Source organism: Mesorhizobium sp. M7A.F.Ca.MR.362.00.0.0 (assembly GCF_004023175.1).
GTDB lineage: Bacteria > Pseudomonadota > Alphaproteobacteria > Rhizobiales > Rhizobiaceae > Mesorhizobium.
In genome coordinates this window covers 1-269 of the sequence record NZ_RZTF01001033.1, presented here as the reverse complement: position 1 = coordinate 269, position 269 = coordinate 1, and the positions used below count along the sequence as shown (strand labels likewise).

Genomic DNA, 269 nt, shown 5'->3' with positions numbered 1-269 from the left:
GACACCATGCCTCGCCAGATTAAGCAAAATGCCGATGCTAAAATAACATTTAGATTACCATCTGGCTATGCTTCAGGCGTTGCAATAGACAGCACAGGAGCGGAGAAATTACCGTCTAATATCAAAGGTAGGGCTTTATTTAAAACACACGAATTAAGGGAAATGCAGGTACCATTTTTAACGCATAAAGAAATGTGGAAGCTATTAGAAAAGTATCAAACCCCTATTCCATTAGAAACCGTACCAGAGGAAGTTATAGAGATGGAAGC

The 269-nt window shown here is 39.8% G+C and carries 1 protein-coding gene; it reads left to right on the top strand.

Annotated features, from left to right (window positions below; translation table 11 throughout):
- On the top strand, nucleotides 1–269 hold a 269-nt coding region (locus EOC06_RS39005; protein WP_206631439.1), incomplete at both ends, for a hypothetical protein.